Here is an 18,206-nt window from a genome sequence, read left to right on the forward strand (position 1 = left end):
CCGGCCCCCTTCCGTGTCACGGCTCCACCCCCACCGTGTCCTCGGCCAGCGCTGCCGCCTGCGCGCTCAGCGTCAGGGCGAGTGGACCGAGTCCGGGCGCCGGGGCGTCCACCCGTACCCGCCAGAGCTCCCCGGCCCGTTCCAGATCCACCCGCGCCCGGTCAGGCGCCGCCGAACGGGCGACTGCCAGGACCTGCGCCTCCGGTTCGGAGCGGGCCGCCGCCCGCGCCCCGGCCCTCGCCGCATCCACACACCGGATCTGCGCGGCGGCGGCCATCAGCGCCCAGACCAAGGCCAGGGCGAACAGCAGCAGCACGGGAATCACCATGGCCGCCTCCGCCGTCACCGCCCCCCGGTCACGGCCTTCCACACCGTCCTTGCCCGCGCCGTCCTCGCCCGCACCGGACCCAGCCCGGCTCCCGGGGCGCCGCCTCTCAGAACTTCGCATCGAGCGCGTCCTTGAGCAGGGACTGCAGCGCCGTCATGACAGGCGCACTGGTGACCACTTTGTAGAGCACCGCCGCGAATGCGCAGGCCGCGATCGTCCCCACCGCATATTCGGACGTCGTCATCCCACGGTCCGACCGGGTCCGGCGCACCATGCCCCGCATCCAGCCCCTGATTCGCTGAGCCATTTCAACCCCCGGGAATTGTTCCATTTGAACCGAATAAACATTTATGACAGCTTCTGCCTCAACCCGTGTGCAGTAGTCCGGTCGCCAGACCGATGACCACGGGCGCCACCCCGACCGCCAGAAAGGCGGGCAGAAAGCAGAGCCCCACCGGTGCGGTGATCAGCACGCCGGCCCGCTGTGCGCGCGTCACAGCTGCAGCCGACCGTTCCGCCCGCATCGCCTCTGCCAGCCGGGAGACCGGTTCCGCTGCCGGAGCCCCGGTCGAGCCCGCCCGTTCCAGGCAGCGGGCCAGCGCGCCGGCGCCCGGTATGTCGCCGAACCTCCCCCAGGACACGGCTGGTTCACCGCCCAGCCGGATCTCCGCCGCCGTCCGCGCCAGCCGCTCGCCGACCGGACCGCCGAGCGACTCCCCCACCGCTTCCGCCGCCTCCCGCGGACCGGCCCCGGCCGAGATGCAGGCCGCCAGCAGGTCGGCTGCCAGGGGGAGCTGCCGTACGGTCTCCGCCACTTCCGCGGCGGGCACGGCGGGCCCGCGCCCGCGCCTCGTCCGCTGCCACCGCCACGTGCCGTACGCCGCGGCCAGTCCGGCCGCGCACCCCCACGGACCGCCGACGAGAGTCCAGCCGGCCACCACAGCGCCCAGCGGCGCCACCAGTTCCCCGGCCCGGGCCCCGGACACCGGCCGCCTGAACCGCGGCTTCCCCGGGCCGACCGCCAGCAGCAACGCACCTCGACGGCGCACCGCCCCCTCCCGCCTCCGCCCGGCCAGGGCGAGAGCCGGAATCGCGACCGCGCCCAGCCCCACTCATGGCGCCTCCCCCGCCCGTACGATGCGGCCGGCCCACAGGAGACCGGCCGTCTCCAGCAACCCGCCCACCACCAGGCAGGCCAGCCCGGCCGGACCGTGGAGGAGCACCCGCAACGGATCGGCCCCGAGCGCTGCCCCCAGTCCCAGACCCAGCACCGGCAGCAGCGCCAGCACGGCCACCGTCGACCAGGCCCCCGCCAACTGCGCCCTGAGCTCCTCCCGCCGGCGCCGCTCTGCCCGCAACGCTCCCTCCAAGCGGTCCAGACCGGCCGCCAGCCCCGCCCCTCCGTCCACCGCCACGCGCCAGCACGCCGCCACCCCGGCGAGCCCCTCCAGACCAGGCTCACGCGCCGCCTGCCCGAGCGCCGCCGGCACATCGCCACCGAACCGTGCGGCGGCCGACACGGCAGCCTCCGCAGCGCCCAACGCTCCGGTGCCGCGCACAGCGACCAGCAGCGCCTGCCCCGGCTCGTGGCCGGCCCGCAGCTCGCCCACCACCGCGCCGCACAGCGCCACCACCGCGTCGGCCCGGCGCTCCCGTTCGCGCCGGGCGGCCCGTTTCCGCATCCACCGCCGTACCAACGGCACCGCCACCGCCCCTGCGACCACCGGCAGCACCGACTCCCCCAGCACGGCGAGCACGAGCGCCACCGGCAGACAGCACCACTCCCGCCGCCCCCGGAACATCGCCCGGAACCACACCAGGGCCCGCTCCCGGATGCTCCGCGAAGACCGCTCACCCACCCCGTCGACGAACAACACCCTGGCCCGCCGCAGCCCTTGGTCCTGCCCCACCGCCAACCAGGCAGCCACCCCCGCGCACACAGCCAGCGCATACGTCGCGTACCCGGGTGCCCCGGCCGCCGCCCCCGCCGCCGTCCCGCCGGTCACAGTGCACCCCCGATCAACGACCGCAGCCGCTCCCAGCCCCGCTCCCGGACGAAACCGCCGGCGCCCCAGCGCAGCGCCGGCACCGTCACCACGAGCCCGGCCGCATCCCGCTCCAGCACATGCACCTCGGCGATTCTTCGCAGCCCGGCCCGGTCGCGTACGAGGTGGACCACCACCGACAGCGCGGCCGACAACTGACTGTGCAGCGCCACCCGGTCGAGACCGGCCGCCGTCCCGAGTGCCTCCAGACGGGCCGGGACATGCTCGGCGGCGTTCGCATGGACCGTGCCGCAGCCGCCCTCATGGCCCGTGTTCAGCGCGGCCAGCAGCACTGTCACCTCGGAACCGCGCACCTCCCCCACCACCAGCCGGTCCGGCCGCATCCGCAACGCCTGGCGCACCAGGTCCTGCAGGGTCACCCGCCCCGCCCCCTCCTGGTTGGCGGGGCGCGACTCCAGGCGCACCACATGCGGGTGGTCCGGCCGCAGCTCCGCCGAGTCCTCGGCCAGAACGATCCGCTCCCGCTCCCCGACAGCGCCCAGCAGGCTCGACAGCAACGTGGTCTTCCCGAACACCGGACAAAGACACCACTGGTGACGCACACTCGGATGATGAAGAACAGCCGGACGCCCAAGAGCGGGCCAACACGCGCAGTGATCTATGTCCGTATCAGCCAGGACCGGACCGGCGCCCACCTCGGCGTCGACCGGCAGCGCGAGGACTGCGATGCGCTCGCCGAATCCCGCGGCTGGGAAGTCGTCGAGGTCTACATCGACAACGACCTGTCGGCGTACTCGGGCAAGCCGCGCAAGGACTACCGGCGGATGCTCGCAGACCTCGAACTCGGCACCGCCACCGTCGTCATCGCCTGGCACACCGACCGGCTGCACCGCTCCCCCACCGAGTTGGAGGAGTACATCGACCTCAGCCAGCGCCGCGGTGTCGACACTCACACCTGCCAGGCCGGCGAACTCGACCTGTCCACCTCGTCCGGCCGGATGACCGCCCGCATCCACGGGGCCGTAGCCCGGCACGAGTCCGAGCACAAGGCCGAGCGTGTCGCCCGGGCCCGCCTGCAGAAGGCGAAGGCCGGAAAGTTCGGCGGCGGCCTGCGCCCGTTCGGGTGGGGCGTACCCACCGGCGAGACCCGGAAGAAGACCGTGAAGGGCACGGACGAGGAGATCGACGTGCCCGTCCTCGACATGAACAAGGCGGTCCCCGAGGAAGCCGCGGCACTCGATGCGGGCACAGACCAGATCCTGGCCGGCGGATCGGTCAGGGGATGGGTCCGCTGGCTCGCCGATAAGGGTCTGATGTCCAGCACGGGCAAGCCGATCGACCACCAGGCGGCGCGCGATCTGCTGATGCGCCCGAGGAACGCCGGAATCGCGGTCTACCAGGGCGAGGAGATCGGGGCCGGGCTCTGGGAGCCAGTCGTCGACGAGGGGCGCTTCAGGGCCGTTGTGGCCATCCTGACGAACCCGTCGCGGGTGTCGACGCCGGGGCCGACACCGAAGTGGTTCGGCTCGCTGATCTACCTGTGCGGGCACAAGGGGTGCACGAAGACGGTGAAGTGCACACGAACGGGCGGCGGGAACCACCCGAGCTACCGATGCCCCGACCAGCACGGCGGCGGCCGCAACGCCGAGAAACTCGACACGTACATCGAGGACCTGCTGATCGAGCGCCTGTCACGCGAGGATGCGGGCGAACTGCTGCAGCCTGCCGCGGACGGCGTGAACGTGGCAGCCCTGCAGATGGAGAGCGAACAGATCCGCCGGCGCCTCACCGACCTCGCGGCCATGTTCGGGGCCGGGACGATCGACATGGCCCAGTTCACCGAGGGCACGGACATCGCGCGCGCCCAACTCGACGGCGTCACCCGGCAGCTGGCCCGGGCCGCGGTCAAAGACCCGCTGGTGGGACTGGTGGGTGTGCCCGATGTACGGAAGGCGTGGAAGGGGCTCGACCTGGACCGCCGGCGCACCGTGCTGCGCGCCCTCCTGGAGGTGACGCTCCGACCGCCGCGTCCCGGCCGCATGCCGGACGGCGGGTACTTCGACTACGAAGCCATCGAAACGCAATGGCTGCGATAGACCGTCAGCCCTCATCTTCATATACGGGGTGAACCTGGATGATCTGCTCTTCCCCTTTTGCCGCACGCAGGGAATCGATGCGCCCGATCAAATAGTGGTACTGCCTTTCCAGTTCGGCCTGCTGCGCAGTGACCTGACGGAGATAGGCCATAGCCATCTCCGCATTCTCGCGCGCTGCGGCTTCGCGTTGTCGAGCAGCCGTGAAACTTTGCGATGCACTGTTGACCTGGGACCCCATTTCCAACATTCGCCGCTCGATGGCCTTGGCTTCCGCCTGCAGCTCCTCATCCGTGGGAGGCGCCGTCATCTCCTCGGGCGCATCACCACTGAAGCCCGAGCCGAGCAGCCACTGCACGTCCGTGCCCAGCGCTTCCGCAAGCAAGTCAGCCTCTGACATCTTCAGCAGGCGCGTGCCGTCTTCGAGGCGCGTAAGCGCAGCCAGGTCGATACCTACACCGCGAGCAGCAAGGCGCTTTGCAAGTTCTTCCCTCGATACGTTCTGCATTCTGCGGTAACGCTTCATCTGGCGGATGAAGGTGTCTTGAGCGAGATGCCCCGATTGAGTTGCTTCCACTACACGGGCATCAATCAACCGAAAGGCTGCTGCCGCATCCGGCACCGGCACATCGATCCGATCAGAGGCATTCGGCGGTTCGATCTCGGCCTCCACTTCCCGGCCTGAGGTACGCACCAAGGGCTTGCCCAGAAGGACCGATAGGTACGCGCCTGGCGGCCAACCCAACGCCCGCTCGATCCTGCTAAGCGACTGAGGCATCCGACCGCGTGGCACGCGGCCTTCCTCTGCAACTTGGATGCTCTTCTCAGAAACGCCCGCCTTCTCCGCCAGCACCCTGCGGCTGTACCCAGCCTCCTCCCTGTGCTCGCGGATCCTCGCGCCGAGCTTGGCCCAAGCTTCGGGATCTCGGGGAACGGTGATCGCCATATCCACTCCTGTCAACGATTGGCAACGGTTACAGGCTACGACTTTGGCATCGGGCGGCCAGGCTGTCCACCCCACTCTGGCTACGAAACCGTGCACTCTGGCAACGAAGGCGCGCACTCTCCCTACCAAAGCGTGCACTCTGGCTACATCCTGGCTACGTCACTACACATTTTGGCGTCAATGGTTGGCATCGATGCCACCAGTCGGGTAGCTTTCCGGTCATGAAGACGAACGGACTTCTGATTCGCCGTCGGCGGATCGCGCTCGGGCACGGGATGAACCGCTTCGCGGCCATCGCCGGGATCAGCGGACCCGCTCTCAGCCGCATCGAGACCGGGCAGCGCCGACCCCGCCCGGAAACCCTGAAGAAGATCACCGACGCCCTCGGCTGCCAGATCGCCGACGTCGCGTCGGATGAGGCCGCGTGACCAGCCACATGGCGACCACCGCCACAAACGACAACAGCGCCCGGGCGGCTACCCAAGCGCTGTCTGTCGAGCAATTCGAAACCACCGTGAAGCAGATCGGAAGCTCAGTGCCCATTCTGACAGACCTCTCCGACACCCCGCAGGTGAACACCGTTAGCCACCTCGGCTACACGCTCGGTCGCCTGATGGGCTCCCCGCTTGACCAGGTCCTCACCGACCTGAACGCGCAGGTCGTCGACATCGACATGCCCGAGACCTGCTACTTCGGAGCCTGCGTCACCCGGGACGACGGCCGGCGCTTCCTGGCCATGCCGACCGGCCGCGACGACTTCGAGCGCGACACGATCGCCCGGTACCTGCTCGCCGAGGCGATCGGCCTCGACGTCACCCCGCTCCCCCAGCCGTTCGAAACCGTCGTGCACCCGCTCATCCCAGGCATCCCCACCCGCCCCGTCGCGGTGGAGGTCCGGGCATGAAGGCCGCCACCGTCTGCACCTACGAGGGCAGCCCCGCAGTGACCGTCCGCACCGGCCGGGCGGGCAATCAGTTCGGCCTGTGCGCCGAGTGCGCCACGGCCCACGACGCCTCTGTCACCGCTCAGCGGATCGTGGACCAGTTGGAGATCGACCGGGCTGCGATGCAGGCCGCAGGTAAGTCCACTCCCGCATACGAGGAGTTCATGGACCACCTGATCGCGATCATCTCCTGCACGCACGACCCTGCGGGCGCGCTCGGCATCGTCCTCCGTCTGCTCACCCGCGAGCGGGCCACTCCGTCGAATACCGCAGGGAGCCGGGCGTGACCAAAATGCACACCACCGCGCTGGCCGAGGACACCCCCGGCCGCCCGGCCGGCGCCGACCACGGGGACGCCGCGTACTGGGCGCGCATCCGGCGCATCGCCGACTCAGCGCCGCCCCTCACCGACCTGCAGCGCGCACGCATCCGCTCTGCCTTCCACCAGCCGACCGACCACAAGGAGCGGGCAGCGTGAGCGACCACAAGCAACAGCTCGAAGCAGCCATGCGCGCCTTCAACGAGGCCGAGCGAGCCGAGTTCACCCTCACTACCTCGACGCGCTGGCTCGGCAACAGTGGGCCCACCTACCTCCTGGGCGACGTCCGGGTCGCGGCCCTCTTCGAGGATGCTCGCGGCCGCCACTGGGTCGACGCCTTTCTCGCCGTCGAGTCCCTCACCGGCATCGCCGAGTTGGCCCGGCGGAACGGCGGCCTGATGGAGGGCTACCGGTGGGCTGCCGCCCAGATGGACGATGCTCACGACCTGTGGGTGTGCACCGAGACGCGCGGCAAGTGGAACGCCGTCCTGGCGCCCATCGGCTCGCTCGCCCACACCTGGGGATATCCGCCGCCCGTCCGCATGCCAAACGGGAACTGGGCCCGCACATGGATGGACATGCCCGAGCGCACCGACCAACAGGAACTCGGCTGGATCGCGCACGGCGGAAAGCCGACCCGTAGCTACCGGGTTGGAGGTCAGCTGTGACTGAGCGCCGTCGCGGCCAGTGGCCGGTCGACAACCCCGTAGAACTGCCCGCCGTCGACGAGCAGGGCGCCCAGCACCTGGCGCTCACCGCCGAACAGGCCCGCTTCCACGTCACGCTCGGCGCCATCCGCGCCGACCTCGAAGCACAGCCCAGCCAGGTCTGCCGCCACGCAGCGAAGCGCCGCTGGATCAACACCATCGCTGCCATTGCCGACGAGCTCGACCAGCAGCTGCGCAACACCGGGTGACCACCCCGCCCGGGGTGCCGCCGCGCCCCGGGCCCACGGACACCCCGTACCCCCAGCTCGCAGAAGAGAGCCCGTTCGTGAACGTCACCATCCCGGCGGTCCCCCTGGACGCAGCGCTGGCCTACGCCGCCCTCGGCATCAAGGTCTTCCGCGTCCGCCGCAACAAAGCGCCCTACGCCAACTGCCCCCGCTGCGACACCAAGAGCAGCATCTACATCAAGCACCGGCCCGAAGAATGCCAGTGCGGGGTGGCCACCTGCCACGGGTTCTGGGCAGCCACCACCGATCCCGAGCTCATCCACAGGTGGTGGACAGAGGAGCCTGACGCGAACGTCGGCGCCCCGTGCAAGCTCAACGGCTGGGCAGTTCTCGACGTCGACCCGCGCAACGGCGGCCACGACTCGCTGTGCGCCCTCGAGCAGCGCGTCGGCGTCCTGCCCGGCACCACCATGCAGATCACCGGCGGCGACGGCCTCCACATGCTGTACCTCTCCCCCGGCTTCGACCTCCCCGGCGAGCCGTTCCCCGGGATCGACTTCAAGCACAACGGGTACATCCTGCTCGCCCCGTCCGTGCACTCCTCCGGCTACCGCTATCAGTGGCCCGGCACCGGCAACGTCTTCCACAAGCCGGTCGTCGCCTGGCCCAGCACGTTGCTGCCCCGCAAGGAGAAGCCGCGCATCCCTGGGCAGCCCCGTCGGCAGTCGTCGCTGTCCGGGATCCGCCGGCCCGGAAAGCACTGGACCGTCGAGACGCTGGTGCAGCACGTGATGGACGCAGGCGAGGGCAACCGCAACGCGAGCCTGTACTTCGCGGCCTGCCGCGCACACGAGACCGCGGACCAGGGCGCCATCGACCTGTACGAGGCCGAGAACGCACTTGTCGCCGCAGGCCAGTCCGTCGGCCTCACCGACAGCGAGATCCTCGCAACCATTCAGAGCGCCGCCCGTCGCCCGTCCGACAAGACGTGGGCGGCGGCATGACGACCACCGAGTTCGACGAGGCGGCCGCCCGGTTCTTCGGCGACGAGGAACCGCCCGAGGACATGACCAACGGGGAGAGCGAGAACCCCACGCAGGTCCGGCTCGCCAAGCTGAAGGCTGCACTGGTCGACACGAACGGGCTTGATGGTCTGCCCGACCCGGTCCCCCTCATCGACGGCGTTCTCTTTCGCGACTCCCTTGCCTGGATCTACGGCAAGCCGGGGTCCGGCAAGTCCTTTATCGCCATCGACTGGGCCGGGTGCGTCGCCAATGGGCTGCCGTGGGCCATGCGCGAAATCAGCCGCGGCGCCGTGCTGTACCTCGTGGCCGAGGGAACATCGGGCATCCGCCGGCGAGTCAGGGCGTGGGAGCAGAACACGCGTGTCGCCATGGCGGGGGTGACGTTCCTGCCAGTGGCTGTCCAGCTGCTGAACGGCATCGACCTTGCGGCGCTTTGTCTCCTCGCCGAGGAGATGAAGCCCGCCATGATCGTGATCGACACCCAGGCCCGATGCACTGTCGGCTCGAACGAGAACGACAACGGCGAGATGGGCAACGTCGTTGCCGCTGCCGACCAGCTGCGTGAAGCTACCGGCGCCTGCGTCCTGATGATCCACCACTCGGGCAGGAACGGCGAGAACATGCGCGGCGCCTCGGCATTCGACGGTGCCGCCACGTCCATCGTGAAGGTCGTCAAGAACGACGACTACGTCGAGGTCCACTGCGACAAGCAGAAGGACGTCGAGGACTTCGACACCGTCTTCCTGAAGATGCGCCCCGTCCTGGAGTCGGTCGTCCTCGATAACCGGCTCGGCTCTCCGGGCGACGAGGACAAGCTGACGAAGAACGACGAGGCGATCCTCACGATCATGCGTGAGGCGTTCGCCAACAGTGTGGCGTCGCGGTCCCAGATCATCGCCGCGTCCGAGGTACCCACGTCCAGCGGCTACCGGTCCATCGGAAAGCTGGAGCGGCTCGGCCTGCTCCGCCAGGTGGGAACCGAGAAGCAGCCCCGGTGGGCACTACCAGGTGCCACGATCCGGGAGTCGGTCGGTGACGCTGCGTGAAAAATCCTTCTCATTTCCGCGTGAGAATCGCCCCTTCGGGAATCGCCCTGATTCTCACGTTCTCACCACGTTCTCACTGCCCGAACCGGCATTGACCTGCTGATTCTCAGATTCTCAAGCCCTTCCCACTTCCCGGCCCACTTTCTCACTCACCCCCCCTCTCTTAGGGGGTGAGAAGTGAGAAACGAGAGGCCGGAGGGACCACAGAAGGAGAACTTTCATGCCCGTCACTCCCACCCCTACCGGTTGGATCGCCTGCTACCGCTCCGACGAGCAGAAGCGCCTCAAGCAGCCCGGCCACACCGTGCCGGTCGACGGCTGGTCCACCGACGGCGACGCGCTCGTCGTCGACAAGCGCCTCGGCTGCCGCGTCCCGGCCTCCTCGCTGCCTGACTTCCGCGGGCTGGAGCAAGCCCCGGCGATCGTCGCCGTGCTCCCCGGCCAGGGCTGGCGCCTCGTAGTCGACGGCGAGACCTCGCACCTGGTCCTCGGCTGGGCTATCGATACGGCTGGCTACGGATCGCCGATCTTCACCGACCCCGACGGGGTGGCACAGGTCGACGACGGGCCGCTCGGCGGACAGCTGGTCCCGCCCGCCGACCCTGGCGGCCAGCCGTGAACGTCGACGACGTCGTGGCCGCCCGCATAGAGGCCGCCCGCATTCGTATCCAGGCAGCGAAGCGGCGGCGCGAGGAACTGTCCGCCGCCCGCCGCCGCGGCCTCGCCGCCCGCCACGCCGCCAAGCTCCGCAACCTTTCCGTCCGCACGACGGACGGATCTGTCTCCGTCACCCCGAAGGAGACAAACGACACCGAGGAGAACTGATCCATGGACATGCAGACGCTCGCCCAAGACCTGATCGGCCGCACCCACAAGGCAGTGGAACAGATCGCCGGCCTCGCGGCGCACTCCGGCATCACCTTCAAGACCGCCGATGTCGTCGACGCCGTCGAGCGGGATCTTCCCGCCGACTACCCCGCACCCACCGCGCAAGGAGCTCTCACCCGCCGGGACGTCATCACGTCCATGGCGGAGGACATCCTCACCGGCGCGATCTACGAGGACCAGGTCTGACCCGCACGACACCGGCCGGGCCCGCGGATATCGGGCCCGGCCACCCACCCAGCACACCACAGAAGGAGTACGCCATGAGTGGCGAGACCGTCATCACGATCGTCGGCAACCTGGTCGACGATCCCGAGCTTCGATGGACCCCGGCCGGCACCGCCGTCTGCAAGTTCCGCGTCGCCTCCACCCCTCGGATCTTCGACCGGCAGACCAATGAGTGGAAGGACGGCGAAGGCCTGTTCCTCACCTGCTCCGTGTGGCGGCAGGCCGCCGAGAACGCGGCCGAGACCCTGACCCGCGGGATGCGAGTCATCGTCCAGGGCCAGCTGAAGCAGCGCACGTATGAGGACCGCGAGCAGGTGAAGCGGACCGTGTACGAGATCGACGTCCACGAGGTCGGCCCGTCGCTACTCCGCGCCTCGGCGAAGGTCACGAAGAACCCGGTCGGCGGCGGCCAGGCAACTGTTGCTCAGCAGGCAACGGCTGACGCCCAACCCCCGCAGCAGGCCGGCGGATGGGGCAGTGGCCACCCCGGTTACTCCGACGAACCCCCCTTCTGAGAGGCAGACCATGAACACCCACGACGCCCTCACCCTCGCCGCCGGCATCAACCTCGGCGTGCTCATTACCTCCGCCGTCGTCCTGGTCGGCAACATGTCCGATGACCGCCGGGCCCAGCGCACCGCTGAAGACCAGCTGCAGCGCACCCTCAAGCGCCACGCCACCGACAACTGGCGGGACGCCGTTGTCCAGCTGCAGGAGTCCCGGTGACCACCTGCCTGCTGTGCGAGCAGCCCGACGAGACCGGCGGTTACCTGTGCCCGGGCTGCACCAAGGCCACCGTGGTGCGCCTGGAGTGCCTGCCTGGCCTGTACGACGGGCTGCTGCCGTTCCTCACCCCGTCCGCCGCTGTCAGCCAGGGCCGCAGCGGGAAGGGCGGCCCCGCCCCGCTCCCGGTTGTCGAGGCGATCCTCGACCTGCGCGGCCCGGGCGGCATGGTCGGCGTGGTCGAGGACTGGCTGAGCGCCGTCCGCCTCGAGCGCGGCATGCGACAGCCGGTCGCGGCCGGGTCGGTCGAGGGCCGGCTGAAGGCCGCGGTGTCCGGGCTGCTGGCCAACATGCCGTGGATCGCGGTCAGCTGGCCGGACGCCGGCACCTTCGCCGAGGAGATCCGCGACCTCACCAAGTCGGTCAGCTCGATCATCGCCCCGCTCGATCCGGCCGAGCGCGGGATCCGGCTCGGGAAGTGCCCGGCGGTTGACGAGTCCGGAAACATCTGCGGCGCCATCCTCACCTACCGGCGCGGTGAGACCGTCGTGACCTGCCCCTGGTGCACCTGCGCGTTCCCGCCGGCCACTTGGGCGGGGCTGAAGGAGTTCATCGACCACGACGAGAAGGAAGCCGCCTGATGGCCGCCAAGTACGTGACCTGCCGGGTGCTGACCGGCCGCGGCGTGCAGTGCACCGGCGAGGCGGTCGACGCCGGTGCCGAGCTGAAGATCTGCGCGCGCCACCTGGCCGAGGCGCAGCGGCTCATCCATGACGCGTTCCAGCGGGCAGGTAACAGACCTCGGACGCAGGTGAGTTGAGTGCGAACCGCTCGACTGTCACACCCTCCCCGTGATAACGTGTCAGCGATGGACACGAAGCCCTGGCGGGAACGTGTTCACCAGGAGGACGAGCTGCTCGAACAGCTCCAAGCCCAGGTGTCACAAGCCGCCAAACGCAGGGCGGCAGCACTCGCCGAAGGCGTCGCTGAACTCGGCAGCGTCTACAAGGTCGCCAAAGACCTCGGCAAGAGCTGGACCGCCATCGACCAGGCGATCAAGAAGAACGGGCCCGCTCGAACGGACCCGACAACCGCATAAGCACGACGGGAGCCAGACGACAGCTCCCCCCGGTGCTCGAACACCGGAGGGGCGCGCGCGTCGCCCGACTCCCTGACCGAGCACTTCCTGACTAGACCAGGAGGCATCGGCTATGGCCGATCATTCCATGCGCACCCCTGTGTGCGTATCCCCGCCGGACCCCCGTGACAGCGACCCGGACATGGACGAGGCCCTGCGCCGCGTCCGTAACCCCCGGCCGGCGGTGGCCCGATGAGCGCCGGCCTCGTCCTCAGCGACGACACCCGCACCCTCCTCGGCCTCCTCGCCGACAAGCTCGACGCCCACCGGCCCAACGCCGTGATGCTCGAAGCGACCCGACTCGCCCAGGCCCTCGTGTTCGCCGAGCAGCTGCACGGCCCCACCGAGAAGGCGTTCGCCGCCGAGCAGGACCTCCTCGCCGCCGCCCCGCGGGTCCGCGACAACCAGACGAGGGGCGAGTACGCCGAGCTCCTCCGGCTCATTGCCAAGGGGGTGTCACAGTGACCGCGTTCCACGATGGCGCCAGCAGCACGGACCCCACCCGCAACCTCCTCACGGCCGTGCTCGAAGCGCTCGACATCCCCCACCCCGCGACCATCGGCGACACCGAGACGCACGACCAGATCCTGGCCGACCGCGCCATGCACGCGGCGATCGCGCTCCGCAGCGTCCTCGACGACAAGCCCCAGATGAGCGTCGAGTGGACGACCACATACCTGCGGGAACGCCTCGCCGAGCACCCGCCTACCGGCTACCGCCACTACGGCACCCCGCGGACGGAGGCCGGCCAGTGAGCGCCCCGCGCACCGTCACGGTGCACACCGCCGACCACGGCGCCCTCGTAATCCCTGAGCCCCAGTGGTGCATCGCACCGCATGCCGCCGAGGGCTACCGGGTGGACATCGAGCACTACGGCACCCAGACGCCGCTCCTCGTGCCCACCGCCTGCCACGGGCTCGCCGCCGCGCTTCCCGTGTTCTTCGCCTGGCGGCCGTTCAGCCCGACCGACAGCCGGATCCACGCCGTGATCGAGCTGGACCAGTGGCACGAGTTCGACCCGGCAGGCCTCCTCCAGGCCGCCGACGCCCTCGTCGAGCACGCCGCCGTCCTCCGCGTCCACGCCCGGCAACTCGCCGCCCTGCTCACCGAGGAGAACCAGTGAAGCGCGACCCGCTCCTGTGGGGCGCCCTGATCGCCGTCCTCGTCGTCCTCGCGTCAGCGGAGTACGACCTGGCCCGCGCCTGCGGCTTCGGCACCTACGTCGCCGCCGGCGTCCCCGGGGCCCTCGACATCTACGCAGTGAAGGCGCTGCGGGCGAAGCGGGACGTCACCGCGGCGGTCATCGCCCTCATCCTCGTGAACGCCGCGTCGCACCTGGTGAGCTCCGGCATCGTTCCGGTGTCGTGGCCGCTGGTGGTCGCCGTGTCTGCGATCGCCCCGCTCGTCCTGTGGCGCGTTCACCGGCTCAGCGAGGCACCCTCCATTGCTCAGCAGGCAACGGAGGCACTGCCAGCGCCAGTCGAGGATCGGAACCTTCACGCCGAGCTGGCCGCCGCCAAGGTCGCCAGGGTGTACGGCGACCCGGTGGTCATCCGACGCCGCCCCGAGGTGGTACCCGCCGGGGTCACCCTGCTGCCCATCGTCGCCCCCGAGCCGACCACCGAGGTGACCATCGAACGAGTCGCCGTCGAGCCCGAGCAGGTGGTCACCCGGCCCGCGATCGAGACCGACTGGAAGATGCTCGACTGGTCATCCCTCGACACCATCGATGACCATCAGCGCCCGGCCGAGCTGACCAGCAACCTGGCCGCCGCCGAACCCCGACAGGTGGTCACCGTCCCGGTCACCATCACCCACGCTGAACTGCGGCGACAGGCCCGCAAGCTCAACCGGGAACTGGTATCCGAGACCGGCAAGCAGGTGACCATCGAACGGCTCCGCGAGGAGTACGGGCTGTCTCGCCGCGACGCCACCGACCTCCGCCGCGACATCGTAGGAAGCAGCCGGTCATGAGCGACCTCAGCAAGGCGTCGCAGGAAGCCATCGACGCCGCCCGCCAGTCCGATCAGTACGCCGTGATCCTCGCCGCGGTCACCGCCGCACAGCAGGCGCAGCAGCACGCGCCGGCCTGTCACCACCCGCAGCCCGCAGCCCGGACGTCCGGGGGCGCCGCGAAGTGGATCGGTATCGGGGTCGGCGGGTCGGTGTTCCTGCTGACCGTGGCCGTGTCCGCGATCGCCGTAGCCATCTCCGCGGTGGCCCTGACCATCTGCCTGCTGATCCTGCGCTCCGTGTGGCAGGACATCCGCAAGGGCGGCGACTGATGCCCGCGCACAAGGCAAACCACCGCCCATCACCCCAACCACCGAGAGGACCAGCCATGACCACGCAGACCGAGAACACCTGGCGCAGTCGGATCACCTTCGAGGTGCACGCCCTCTTCCGTGCCGTGAGGAAGACCGCCCAGGCCATCCACCACCTCAGCACCAACCCCGTCGTCACAACGGCTGGCATCGCCGTCGCCGTCTTCCTCTGGCTGGCCGCCCCTATCGCCATCGCCGCCGCGTTCACGCCGGTCGGCCTCTACCTCGGCCTCGCCTGGGCCATCGACGGCAACGAGAAGACCTGCCCGATCTGCCGTCACAACCACCGCACCGCCCCTGCTGCCTGACCAGAAGGAGAGCCCCATGTACAGCTACACCCCGGCAGAAAAGCGGCAGCGCGCAAAGCTGTTCCGCCAGGGCTTCCACCAGGCCCTCGCCGACTGCGTCGACCCGAAGGTGAACGCCCGTATCGACGCCATCGACCGAGTCGCCGCCGAGCGCGGACAGCGGGAGCTCAACGCCCTGCACGCGGTACGGGAGAAGGACCGCCAGGCCGTCGCTACCGCCAAGGCCACACTGCGCACCGCGCCGTGGGCCGAGCGGGCCGCGGCCAGGCGGCAGGTGCGGGATGCCGAGCAGCAGCTCAGGCGCTCCGAGCGGGCCGTGAACCGGGCCGAACGCCGCGACTAGCCACACCACGGGGCGGCCGTCATCCGCCAAGACAGCCGGCCGCCCCGTGCCCCCGCACCTCACCAGAGAGCAGGAGACCCACATCATGACCGAAAGCATCGTCCGCCCGGTCAACGGGCACGCCATTGAGAAGCTGCGCCCCATCAGCCCCGACGCCCTCGACAAGACGACCACCGCCCCGGCCAACCTGGTAAAACCGCTGGTCAAGCCGCCTGGGCCGCGCCTGTACGTCCGCGCTGGACGGGCCGTCAAGCACGTCGCCACCCACGATCGCACCCGCACCGCCGGGCACCTCGTCGTCCGCCACGGCGGCTACCTGGCCGGCGGCACCCGGATCGTCATCCGCCGCGCCTGGGACGCCCGCAGCGCCGCACGGTACGAGCGGATGATCCGCGCCGCCGAGGCCGCCGGGAACCTTGAAGAGGCCAAGGAGTGGGAGGAGCGTGGCCAGCAGTTCCGTGCCGCCCGTCACCGCCGCCGCATGGAGATGCTGACGTCCCCGCAGCAGCTGGCCAAGAGCGCCGTGGCGGGTACCGCAGTTGGCGCCGGCCTGCTGCTCGGCACCGGGGTCGCCCTGGCCGTCGCCAACAAGGACATCAGCGACGTCCTCGCCCCGACGCTGTTCCTCGTCGACGCGATCCGGTGGGCCGTCATCATCGGCACGGTCGTCTGGGGCGTCGCCTCGATGATCCTGCCGTGGGCCATCCTCGCCGGACTGTGGGCCGTCGGACGGCAGATGCACACCGCCCCGGAATGGGCGCTGCCCGCGAACGTGCGCAGCGGCGACGGGGCACCGATCACCCCGTCGATCGTGGTCACCGCCATGCGTGACCTGGGCGTTTCCGCACTGAAGGCGGCCATCAAGGAGATGGGCGACGTCGGCGCGCAGATGCTCAGCCTGATCACGATCGCCGGGTGCGGTGTCGAGGTCGACGTACACCTGCCGTCCGGGGTCAGTACCGCGGAGATTCAGAGCCGCCGGCGCAAGCTCGCGGAGAACCTGAACCGGCATGAGCACGAGGTGTTCATCACGATCCCCCCGTCGCCGCGGACGGTGCGCCTGTGGATCGCGGACAGCGGCGCCCTGGACGAGCCGATCGGCCCGTCTCCGCTGGTCACCGACATGGATGTGACCGCGAACTACAAGACCGGGCGGGCCCCGTGGGGGCAGGATCTCCGCGGCGACGCGGCCCTGATCAGCCTCTTTCAGCGGATGCTGCTCATCACCGGGCTGTCGAACCAGGGGAAGACCGCGAGCCTGCGGGCGCTGGCCCTGTGGCTGGCGTCCGACCCGACGGTCGAGTTCCGCCTCGGCGACCTCAAGGGTGTTGGCGACTGGGCGATGTTCAAGGGCCTGGCCACCGTGCTGATCGAAGGGCCGACCGACGAGCACGTCATGGCGGTCACCGAGATGGCCGAGGAGGCGGTCCGCGAGATGAACCGGCGGCTGCTCTCCCCGGACGGGAAGACGGCCCACCCGATCGTCGTCATCGTCGACGAGGCGCAGGTCGCCTACGGGTCCGGGGCCGTCGACGGCAACAAGATCCCCTACGGCGGCTCCAAGGCGACGAGCAGGTATTTCCGTGCCATAAAGGCGATCCACGACCAGGGGCGCGCGGTGAATATCACCACGTGGGAAGGCACGCAGGACCCGACGAACGAGAACCTGCCGAAGCGGTCCCGCGAGGGCAACCACATCCGCTCGTCGCTGGTCCTCGGCACAGAGTCGCAGGCCCGCATGGCGATCGGGGACGCAGCGATCGACGGGGGCGCCGCACCGCACAAGCTGCGCCAGGGCCTCGACAAGGGCACGGTCGTCGTCGCGGGTGACGGCATCAAGCTGGCCGCCGGCCAGACGTCCGTGACGGTGCGCACGCACTACATCGACGAGGACCACGCCAAGGAGATTGCCGAGCGGGCCAAGCAGCGCCGCAGCGCAGTCACCACGCGGGCCGCGGCCGAGTCGGTCGAAGAGGTCGACGCTCTCGCCGACATCGCGTTCGTCCTTGCCGACCTTCCGCGGATGCGGACGCAGGAGGTGCTGCAGCGGCTCGCCGAGAAGAACCCGCAGGAGTACCGCGAGTGGACGCCGGGCGACCTCAAGCAGCTGCTCGACGACGTCGGCCACGGCGAGTACAAGACCGACGGCGGGCGCATGCACGTCAGCCGGGAGCGCATCGAGAGGGCCATCGAGGAGCGCGGCCAGGCCGACGACGAGGCAACCGAAGCGTAGGGAGGCGGCAGGGAGGCGGGGAGTTCTCCCCGATCAACTCCCTGCATCCTAAAACCGCCCTTGATCAGGTAAAACGACGATTCAGGGAGGCAGGGAGCGCGGTTCGAGTAGGGGCCAGAACGGGCGTATGAGCGCCTCTCCTGGCCCCTACTGCCGTCTCCCTCGCCCGCAGACCACCGACCGCACGCAGGACCGGCACACTGGTCACATGCAGCCGCTCCTCGTCGACGTGTACGCCGCCCAGGCCGCCACCGGCATCAAGGCCGGAACCCTCCGCGTGTGGCTCCACCGCGGCAAGCTCACCCACCACGGCCACGACCAGGCCGGCCGAACCCTCGTCGACCTCAACGAAGTTGCACCACGGCCAATGGTCAACGCCGCTTGAACCAGTAAGCCGCAGGTGTAACACTGAGGGCACATCCG

The 18,206-nt window shown here is 69.8% G+C and carries 31 protein-coding genes and 1 pseudogene; 26 read left to right on the plus strand and 6 right to left on the minus strand.

What is annotated here, in order from left to right:
- Positions 1-16 precede the first annotated feature (16 nt).
- The 5 genes and pseudogenes from LRD69_RS13880 to LRD69_RS13900 form a co-directional block, all read right to left on the minus strand.
- Positions 17-328 carry a TadE family type IV pilus minor pilin gene (locus LRD69_RS13880; protein WP_277329731.1) on the minus strand — a complete coding sequence of 104 codons (312 nt, stop codon included), beginning with the start codon at positions 326-328 and terminating at the stop codon, positions 17-19.
- Positions 329-434: 106 nt separating this feature from the next.
- Positions 435-635, minus strand: a complete 201-nt coding sequence (locus LRD69_RS13885) for a DUF4244 domain-containing protein (RefSeq protein ID WP_277326882.1) — start codon at positions 633-635, stop codon at positions 435-437.
- Between the two features lie 58 nt (positions 636-693).
- Entirely contained in the window at positions 694-1,440 is a 747-nt protein-coding gene (locus LRD69_RS13890) for a type II secretion system F family protein (protein ID WP_277326883.1), read from the minus strand.
- The gene (locus tag LRD69_RS13895; RefSeq protein ID WP_277326884.1) at positions 1,441-2,334 is read right to left on the minus strand and encodes a type II secretion system F family protein; all 894 of its coding nucleotides are present in this window, start codon (positions 2,332-2,334) and stop codon (positions 1,441-1,443) included. It lies immediately after the preceding gene.
- A pseudogene (locus LRD69_RS13900) lies at positions 2,331-2,903 on the minus strand (ATPase, T2SS/T4P/T4SS family); the annotation flags it as partial. The gene LRD69_RS13895 and the pseudogene LRD69_RS13900, both read right to left, overlap by 4 nt.
- A 42-nt stretch (positions 2,904-2,945) precedes the next feature.
- On the opposite strand from LRD69_RS13900, the gene LRD69_RS13905 reads away from it, so the two are divergent.
- Complete coding sequence (locus LRD69_RS13905) at positions 2,946-4,430, plus strand: recombinase family protein (protein ID WP_277326885.1); 1,485 nt, start codon at positions 2,946-2,948, stop codon at positions 4,428-4,430.
- Between the two features lie 4 nt (positions 4,431-4,434).
- Here the strand turns inward: LRD69_RS13905 and LRD69_RS13910 are convergent, their stop codons facing one another.
- Positions 4,435-5,373, minus strand: coding sequence for a helix-turn-helix transcriptional regulator (locus LRD69_RS13910; protein ID WP_277326886.1), 939 nt, complete (start codon positions 5,371-5,373; stop codon positions 4,435-4,437).
- 221 nt (positions 5,374-5,594) lie between these two features.
- On the opposite strand from LRD69_RS13910, the gene LRD69_RS13915 reads away from it, so the two are divergent.
- The 25 genes from LRD69_RS13915 (at position 5,595) to LRD69_RS14035 (ending at position 18,168) form a co-directional block, all read left to right on the plus strand.
- On the plus strand, positions 5,595-5,801 hold the full coding sequence (locus LRD69_RS13915) for a helix-turn-helix transcriptional regulator (RefSeq protein ID WP_277326887.1): 207 nt from the start codon (positions 5,595-5,597) through the stop codon (positions 5,799-5,801).
- Positions 5,798-6,277, plus strand: a complete 480-nt coding sequence (locus tag LRD69_RS13920; RefSeq protein WP_277326888.1) for a hypothetical protein — start codon at positions 5,798-5,800, stop codon at positions 6,275-6,277. The genes LRD69_RS13915 and LRD69_RS13920 overlap by 4 nt, the downstream gene beginning before the upstream one ends.
- A complete protein-coding gene (locus tag LRD69_RS13925; protein ID WP_277326889.1) occupies positions 6,274-6,603 on the plus strand; it encodes a hypothetical protein in 330 nt (109 codons plus the stop codon). The genes LRD69_RS13920 and LRD69_RS13925 overlap by 4 nt, the downstream gene beginning before the upstream one ends.
- 5 nt (positions 6,604-6,608) lie before the next feature.
- A complete protein-coding gene (locus tag LRD69_RS13930; protein ID WP_277329732.1) occupies positions 6,609-6,794 on the plus strand; it encodes a hypothetical protein in 186 nt (61 codons plus the stop codon).
- Positions 6,791-7,303, plus strand: a complete 513-nt coding sequence (locus LRD69_RS13935) for a hypothetical protein (RefSeq protein WP_277326890.1) — start codon at positions 6,791-6,793, stop codon at positions 7,301-7,303. The genes LRD69_RS13930 and LRD69_RS13935 overlap by 4 nt, the downstream gene beginning before the upstream one ends.
- Complete coding sequence (locus tag LRD69_RS13940; RefSeq protein ID WP_277326891.1) at positions 7,300-7,551, plus strand: hypothetical protein; 252 nt, start codon at positions 7,300-7,302, stop codon at positions 7,549-7,551. The genes LRD69_RS13935 and LRD69_RS13940 overlap by 4 nt, the downstream gene beginning before the upstream one ends.
- Entirely contained in the window at positions 7,548-8,534 is a 987-nt protein-coding gene (locus LRD69_RS13945; protein WP_277326892.1) for a bifunctional DNA primase/polymerase, read from the plus strand. Before LRD69_RS13940 ends, LRD69_RS13945 begins: the two co-directional genes overlap by 4 nt.
- Complete coding sequence (locus LRD69_RS13950) at positions 8,531-9,601, plus strand: AAA family ATPase (protein ID WP_277326893.1); 1,071 nt, start codon at positions 8,531-8,533, stop codon at positions 9,599-9,601. Before LRD69_RS13945 ends, LRD69_RS13950 begins: the two co-directional genes overlap by 4 nt.
- 220 nt (positions 9,602-9,821) lie before the next feature.
- Positions 9,822-10,220: a hypothetical protein gene (locus LRD69_RS13955; protein WP_277326894.1), complete on the plus strand. Its 399-nt coding sequence runs from the start codon at positions 9,822-9,824 to the stop codon at positions 10,218-10,220.
- Positions 10,217-10,426 (plus strand): hypothetical protein, encoded by a 210-nt coding sequence (locus LRD69_RS13960; protein WP_277326895.1) that lies wholly within the window; start codon positions 10,217-10,219, stop codon positions 10,424-10,426. Before LRD69_RS13955 ends, LRD69_RS13960 begins: the two co-directional genes overlap by 4 nt.
- A 3-nt stretch (positions 10,427-10,429) precedes the next feature.
- A complete protein-coding gene (locus tag LRD69_RS13965) occupies positions 10,430-10,675 on the plus strand; it encodes a hypothetical protein (protein ID WP_277326896.1) in 246 nt (81 codons plus the stop codon).
- Positions 10,676-10,749: 74 nt separating this feature from the next.
- The gene (locus tag LRD69_RS13970) at positions 10,750-11,229 is read left to right on the plus strand and encodes a single-stranded DNA-binding protein (RefSeq protein ID WP_277326897.1); all 480 of its coding nucleotides are present in this window, start codon (positions 10,750-10,752) and stop codon (positions 11,227-11,229) included.
- Positions 11,230-11,239: 10 nt separating this feature from the next.
- A complete protein-coding gene (locus tag LRD69_RS13975) occupies positions 11,240-11,440 on the plus strand; it encodes a hypothetical protein (protein WP_277326898.1) in 201 nt (66 codons plus the stop codon).
- Positions 11,437-12,078: a hypothetical protein gene (locus LRD69_RS13980; RefSeq protein WP_277326899.1), complete on the plus strand. Its 642-nt coding sequence runs from the start codon at positions 11,437-11,439 to the stop codon at positions 12,076-12,078. Before LRD69_RS13975 ends, LRD69_RS13980 begins: the two co-directional genes overlap by 4 nt.
- Positions 12,078-12,257 carry a hypothetical protein gene (locus tag LRD69_RS13985; protein ID WP_277326900.1) on the plus strand — a complete coding sequence of 60 codons (180 nt, stop codon included), beginning with the start codon at positions 12,078-12,080 and terminating at the stop codon, positions 12,255-12,257. Before LRD69_RS13980 ends, LRD69_RS13985 begins: the two co-directional genes overlap by 1 nt.
- A gap of 48 nt (positions 12,258-12,305) precedes the next feature.
- Complete coding sequence (locus tag LRD69_RS13990; protein ID WP_277326901.1) at positions 12,306-12,536, plus strand: hypothetical protein; 231 nt, start codon at positions 12,306-12,308, stop codon at positions 12,534-12,536.
- Positions 12,537-12,767: 231 nt separating this feature from the next.
- Complete coding sequence (locus tag LRD69_RS13995; RefSeq protein ID WP_277326902.1) at positions 12,768-13,040, plus strand: hypothetical protein; 273 nt, start codon at positions 12,768-12,770, stop codon at positions 13,038-13,040.
- On the plus strand, positions 13,037-13,330 hold the full coding sequence (locus tag LRD69_RS14000; RefSeq protein WP_277326903.1) for a hypothetical protein: 294 nt from the start codon (positions 13,037-13,039) through the stop codon (positions 13,328-13,330). The genes LRD69_RS13995 and LRD69_RS14000 overlap by 4 nt, the downstream gene beginning before the upstream one ends.
- The gene (locus LRD69_RS14005; protein ID WP_277326905.1) at positions 13,327-13,698 is read left to right on the plus strand and encodes a hypothetical protein; all 372 of its coding nucleotides are present in this window, start codon (positions 13,327-13,329) and stop codon (positions 13,696-13,698) included. The genes LRD69_RS14000 and LRD69_RS14005 overlap by 4 nt, the downstream gene beginning before the upstream one ends.
- Positions 13,695-14,549, plus strand: coding sequence for a hypothetical protein (locus LRD69_RS14010; RefSeq protein ID WP_277326906.1), 855 nt, complete (start codon positions 13,695-13,697; stop codon positions 14,547-14,549). The genes LRD69_RS14005 and LRD69_RS14010 overlap by 4 nt, the downstream gene beginning before the upstream one ends.
- A complete protein-coding gene (locus LRD69_RS14015) occupies positions 14,546-14,860 on the plus strand; it encodes a hypothetical protein (protein WP_277326907.1) in 315 nt (104 codons plus the stop codon). Before LRD69_RS14010 ends, LRD69_RS14015 begins: the two co-directional genes overlap by 4 nt.
- Before the next feature lie 56 nt (positions 14,861-14,916).
- Positions 14,917-15,207, plus strand: coding sequence for a hypothetical protein (locus tag LRD69_RS14020; protein WP_277326908.1), 291 nt, complete (start codon positions 14,917-14,919; stop codon positions 15,205-15,207).
- Between the two features lie 16 nt (positions 15,208-15,223).
- Positions 15,224-15,550 (plus strand): hypothetical protein, encoded by a 327-nt coding sequence (locus LRD69_RS14025; RefSeq protein WP_277326909.1) that lies wholly within the window; start codon positions 15,224-15,226, stop codon positions 15,548-15,550.
- A gap of 85 nt (positions 15,551-15,635) precedes the next feature.
- A complete protein-coding gene (locus LRD69_RS14030; RefSeq protein ID WP_277326910.1) occupies positions 15,636-17,783 on the plus strand; it encodes an ATP-binding protein in 2,148 nt (715 codons plus the stop codon).
- Positions 17,784-17,991: 208 nt separating this feature from the next.
- Positions 17,992-18,168: a hypothetical protein gene (locus LRD69_RS14035; protein ID WP_277326911.1), complete on the plus strand. Its 177-nt coding sequence runs from the start codon at positions 17,992-17,994 to the stop codon at positions 18,166-18,168.
- The last annotated feature ends 38 nt before the right edge of the window (positions 18,169-18,206 follow it).

Source organism: Streptomyces sp. JH14, from assembly GCF_029428675.1.
GTDB lineage: Bacteria > Actinomycetota > Actinomycetes > Streptomycetales > Streptomycetaceae > Streptomyces.

Coding starts and splice junctions, on each gene's coding strand:
- LRD69_RS14030 (WP_277326910.1), top strand. CDS start 15,636: ATGACCGAAAGCATCGTCCGCCCGGTCAACGGGCACGCCATTGAGAAG.
- LRD69_RS14025 (WP_277326909.1), top strand. CDS start 15,224: ATGTACAGCTACACCCCGGCAGAAAAGCGGCAGCGCGCAAAGCTGTTC.
- LRD69_RS14015 (WP_277326907.1), top strand. CDS start 14,546: ATGAGCGACCTCAGCAAGGCGTCGCAGGAAGCCATCGACGCCGCCCGC.
- LRD69_RS13955 (WP_277326894.1), top strand. CDS start 9,822: ATGCCCGTCACTCCCACCCCTACCGGTTGGATCGCCTGCTACCGCTCC.
- LRD69_RS13950 (WP_277326893.1), top strand. CDS start 8,531: ATGACGACCACCGAGTTCGACGAGGCGGCCGCCCGGTTCTTCGGCGAC.
- LRD69_RS13970 (WP_277326897.1), top strand. CDS start 10,750: ATGAGTGGCGAGACCGTCATCACGATCGTCGGCAACCTGGTCGACGAT.
- LRD69_RS13910 (WP_277326886.1), bottom strand. CDS start 5,373: ATGGCGATCACCGTTCCCCGAGATCCCGAAGCTTGGGCCAAGCTCGGC.
- LRD69_RS13930 (WP_277329732.1), top strand. CDS start 6,609: ATGCACACCACCGCGCTGGCCGAGGACACCCCCGGCCGCCCGGCCGGC.
- LRD69_RS13965 (WP_277326896.1), top strand. CDS start 10,430: ATGGACATGCAGACGCTCGCCCAAGACCTGATCGGCCGCACCCACAAG.
- LRD69_RS14035 (WP_277326911.1), top strand. CDS start 17,992: ATGCAGCCGCTCCTCGTCGACGTGTACGCCGCCCAGGCCGCCACCGGC.
- LRD69_RS14020 (WP_277326908.1), top strand. CDS start 14,917: ATGACCACGCAGACCGAGAACACCTGGCGCAGTCGGATCACCTTCGAG.
- LRD69_RS13995 (WP_277326902.1), top strand. CDS start 12,768: ATGAGCGCCGGCCTCGTCCTCAGCGACGACACCCGCACCCTCCTCGGC.
- LRD69_RS13905 (WP_277326885.1), top strand. CDS start 2,946: ATGAAGAACAGCCGGACGCCCAAGAGCGGGCCAACACGCGCAGTGATC.
- LRD69_RS13990 (WP_277326901.1), top strand. CDS start 12,306: ATGGACACGAAGCCCTGGCGGGAACGTGTTCACCAGGAGGACGAGCTG.
- LRD69_RS13915 (WP_277326887.1), top strand. CDS start 5,595: ATGAAGACGAACGGACTTCTGATTCGCCGTCGGCGGATCGCGCTCGGG.
- LRD69_RS13925 (WP_277326889.1), top strand. CDS start 6,274: ATGAAGGCCGCCACCGTCTGCACCTACGAGGGCAGCCCCGCAGTGACC.
- LRD69_RS13880 (WP_277329731.1), bottom strand. CDS start 328: ATGGTGATTCCCGTGCTGCTGCTGTTCGCCCTGGCCTTGGTCTGGGCG.
- LRD69_RS13885 (WP_277326882.1), bottom strand. CDS start 635: ATGGCTCAGCGAATCAGGGGCTGGATGCGGGGCATGGTGCGCCGGACC.
- LRD69_RS13985 (WP_277326900.1), top strand. CDS start 12,078: ATGGCCGCCAAGTACGTGACCTGCCGGGTGCTGACCGGCCGCGGCGTG.
- LRD69_RS13975 (WP_277326898.1), top strand. CDS start 11,240: ATGAACACCCACGACGCCCTCACCCTCGCCGCCGGCATCAACCTCGGC.